The sequence below is a fragment of the Burkholderia sp. HMSC10F09 genome, assembly GCF_001806955.1.
Taxonomy (GTDB): Bacteria; Pseudomonadota; Gammaproteobacteria; order Burkholderiales; family Burkholderiaceae; genus Burkholderia; species Burkholderia multivorans.
The window spans coordinates 1-3,735 of sequence record NZ_KV786711.1 but is presented as its reverse complement, the minus strand read 5'-3'; the positions used below and the strand labels follow the sequence as shown (position 1 = coordinate 3,735).

Below are 3,735 nucleotides of genomic sequence, written 5' to 3'. Positions count from 1 at the left end.
GCCTTGAACACGGAAATCCTGACACCCCCCGCTGCACTGCACGCTTGCTCGATATCGTCAGGCCACACCGGTTGACGGCAAGTCAATTGCGCGAACCATTGCATCAGCGAAAAGATGAAGGAAGGAAGTACGCCAATCGCAATTACGAGCCACACCATCGGATTCCGTGAATTGACCATGTCAGACCAGCCTGCAAAATTCACCTTGAGCGCATTGCGTAGGGAGGCGCCCCTAGGCAGGTACTCGGTCACGGGCGGCAACGAAGCAGGGCCCTCCTCCATAAATCGCCGGTAGAACTCGAAGTCCTGGTAAAGGATCTTCATCACTTCCCGTCCGCCCACACTGCTCTCATCGAATGCCAAAACGACTCGTGTTCCTACCGAAAACGTGTCCTTCACCAGCCCCTTGTCGTCAAGGACAAGGCAACGCACCATCCGCGGCGCAGTCCTCGCGAGGCCCTGTCTAGGTTTGCGCTCAATGTACAGGAACGCGCTATCCCATGGGACCGATATAACTCCTCCCGGCCCATTGTGCTTGAACGCGTGAATCATCCTGTTGCGTCGATCGAAGCGGACAGGTTTACTGATGTAGTTAAAACAATCGCGCGTCAATGCCCAAATGCCAAGCCCCGAGAAGCAGAGCCCGATAAACAGGAAAAAACTGAGCGCACCGTACATGAGCCCCTGTTGTCCGCGCTGCTCATAGATCGGCGGCAGATGGGTCATCAGCCAAAGAACAAATGCGACAGCCGCCAACGAACCGATTCCTGGCAGCATAAAAGCAAGGAGCCCCCAGCCCTTCTCCGAATAGGTACCATTGCGGACCTCGAGGCAATTCTCAGTCATGGAGAAAACAGACCGGTCATCCTTCGGTGTGTCAGATGCACGCTCTCCGATTGCAAGGCGAGAAGCGTGCTCGTCCTCGCTGACCGGCCGGTTCATGCGATACCAGGAGAGTCCATCGAATGCCATCGCTTTTCTCCATCGCGAAAATATTGCTGCACGCGCTTTTTTGGTCTTCGGCCATCGCGCGAAATCGTTCTTTCGCCTATTTCGATCCAAAAAAGCACCGTCCCCATCGCTCATCCAATTTCTTTCCCGTGAAACTGAATGCGCCTTTTTCGAAGGCACCAATTGTAGATCAATACTGCTCGTGAGTCCGCCGACGGAATTGGAACCTAAGACCGGCTTTCGTTTGATTGAACCGATTCGTTTTCTTTAACGTCAGCCAAACAAAAACGAAAATTGACAGCGCTGAATATCGCACCGATACAGATGTACCAGGATTCCCCTACGCGCCGATCTCGCTCGGAACAGACGTCCGGCCGACAAGCCCCCTTTCCCCCGCCGCCCGAATAGAAGCGCTAAAACAGTCAATCACGTGCGGCGCTGAAAGGAACCCTTCACCGTCGCACGCCCCGACAACCCTACCTCGGCGAAACCACAATCGCCGCCCGTCGATTCTGCGCCCTGCCCACCGGCATCCGGTTATCGCCCACCGGATCGTGCTTCCCTCTCCCCACGATCGCGATGCGTCGGGCATCGAGCCCGACGTCGACCAGTTCGATCGCGACCACCTCCGCACGCCGACGCGACAGCTCCATATCGTACGCATCGGTGCCCTCATCATCCGTATATCCGTACACCCGCACGCCATCGATCCCCGCCGAGTGCAGCGTGCGCCCGATCCGCTCGACGATCCGCCGCACGTCGGGCTTCAGGTTGTAGCGATCGAAATCGAACAGAATCGGCCCGGCCGCGCCAAATTCGAAGCCCTGCTCGGTCTCCTTGAAGCCGGCCGACTTGAGCGTCGTCACCTGCGTCTCGGTCAGACCGCGATGCGGCGGCGCCGTATGACAGCCCGCGCTCAGCAGCACCCCCAGCAGCGTCGCGCCGCCGACCCACATGCGCCCCCGGCGCACAGGCAACGAGTGTCCCATCATCGCCCCCTTTCCACACGAATATGCGCGCGACGCCATCGGCGTCACGCCGATCCCGCCGCCCCGCCCGCCGACTGCCACGATCCCGGCCGCGTGCGCTTCGCGCGATACATCGCGGCGTCCGCCGCGCGCAGCAAACCGGTCGCATCCGACGCATGATCGGGATACAGCGCGATCCCGACGCTCATCATCGTCGCGACCATGCGCCCGTCGGACAGCTCGATCGACGGCACCATGCCGGACAGGATCGCATCCGCGATCCGGCCGACGCTGCCCGCCTCGCGCACGGCCTCGAGCATCACCGCGAATTCGTCGCCGCCGAGCCGCGCGATCAGATCGGCATCGCGCAACTGCGTGCGCAGTCGCGCCGCGATCCCGATCAGCACCGCATCGCCGGCCTCATGACCGAAGCAGTCGTTGATCTCCTTGAAGCCGTCGCAGTCGAGATAGAGAATTGCCACGCGCTGCCCGGTCGCGCCGGCCTCGCCGAGCGCACGCGCGAGCCGCGACTCGAACTGCACGCGATTCGGCAGCCCGGTGAGCGCATCGTGCATCGCCTTGTGTGCAAGCGACGCGTTCTCGTGACGCAGCGTGTCCTGCCACTGTTCGAATTCGTCGAGCAACGCATTGAAGTCCGCGCCCAGCTGATTGAGCTCGTCGATCGCGACCGGCTCGACGCGTCGCCCGAACGCACGCTCGCGTCGCACGGCATGCGCGACGTCGGCCAGCGCGCGCAGCGGCGCGACGATGTTACGCATCAGCCGCTTCGAACTGACGTAAGCGCCGAGCACGCTGACGATCAGGCAGCCCAGAATGCCGCCGACGCCACCGAGCAGGAAACCGAAGAACTGTTGTCCGCGCCCGCGCACGACGACATGTCCGACGACGATGCCGTCGTGCAGCACCGCTACGCTCGCGGGCCCCGGCAGCGCGAAGTCCGCAACCGCGCGTTCGACGCGCGCGAGCCGGCTGGGCGCACGCAACTGCCACGTTGCGAACGGCCGCCCGTCCGCATCGGTGACGATCACCTGCGCGACGTCCTCGTCCGCAGCAATCAGCGCGATCGCCTCTGCCGCCGCAACGCGGTCGCGAAACACGAGCGCCGCCTCGACCGTATACGCCAGCGAGCGCGCGAGCAGGTTCAGGTTGTTGCCGGCATACGCGCGCAATGCGATCACGGCGACGACGATCAGCGACACGGCAGCCATCGCGACGGCGACGAACGCGAGCCGCAGGTGCGCGCGTCGCAACACGCTTTGCAGCGTCGGGCGCGGCACGCGCGAAGACGAAACGGGCGGCGCGGATCGGGTCATGGCATCACCGGCCGCCGCGCGAGATTGAGCACGTTCGGATGCACGCGCACGCCGCTGCGCGCCACCGCATCGAGATTGATGTCGAACGTGACGGGCTCGCCGTCGACGTTCAGACAGAACATGCCGCCCGCGATGCACGACGGATCGTGTTCCGCGATCGTCAGCACCGGATGCCCGGCGACCGCGCGCCTGACCTGCGCGCGCTCGTCGTCGCTCAGCATGCCGAGATAGACGACGTCGCACGCGCTGCCGAGCGCGCGTTCGTCGAAGCGGATGCGCTGCACGTCGAGCGGTGTCGTGCCGGCCTGCAGCGTGTCGATCAGTCCGCCCGCATAGTCGGGCCGGCCCACGATGCAGAGACGCAGCCGGGCCGGCTGCGTCGGCCAGCGCGTGAAGCTGACGATGCCGAGCACGACGCGCCGCACGGCGGCATCGTGCGGCGGCAGGGCCGCCTCGGCCTCGGCGGCGCTCGCGGGCGGCGCG

At 63.8% G+C, this 3,735-nt stretch carries 4 protein-coding genes; all 4 read right to left on the bottom strand.

Annotated elements, in window-relative coordinates; genetic code table 11:
* A partial coding sequence (locus tag HMPREF3115_RS14280) for a hypothetical protein (protein WP_070554846.1) occupies window positions 1-971 on the bottom strand: 971 nt, incomplete at its 3' end.
* 455 nt (window positions 972-1,426) lie between these two features.
* Complete coding sequence (locus HMPREF3115_RS14275) at window positions 1,427-1,939, bottom strand: outer membrane lipoprotein YfiB (protein ID WP_175835552.1); 513 nt, start codon at window positions 1,937-1,939, stop codon at window positions 1,427-1,429.
* 44 nt (window positions 1,940-1,983) lie between these two features.
* Window positions 1,984-3,252 carry a diguanylate cyclase DgcN/YfiN gene (locus tag HMPREF3115_RS33010; RefSeq protein WP_070554844.1) on the bottom strand — a complete coding sequence of 423 codons (1,269 nt, stop codon included), beginning with the start codon at window positions 3,250-3,252 and terminating at the stop codon, window positions 1,984-1,986.
* Window positions 3,249-3,735: regulatory sequestration protein YfiR (locus tag HMPREF3115_RS14265; protein ID WP_256276203.1), on the bottom strand; the 487-nt coding region annotated here is incomplete at its 5' end. The genes HMPREF3115_RS14265 and HMPREF3115_RS33010, both read right to left, overlap by 4 nt.

Excerpts from the sequence above, each read along its gene's own strand:
- HMPREF3115_RS14275 (WP_175835552.1), bottom strand. The coding sequence starts at position 1,939 with ATGGGACACTCGTTGCCTGTGCGCCGGGGGCGCATGTGGGTCGGCGGC.
- HMPREF3115_RS33010 (WP_070554844.1), bottom strand. The coding sequence starts at position 3,252 with ATGACCCGATCCGCGCCGCCCGTTTCGTCTTCGCGCGTGCCGCGCCCG.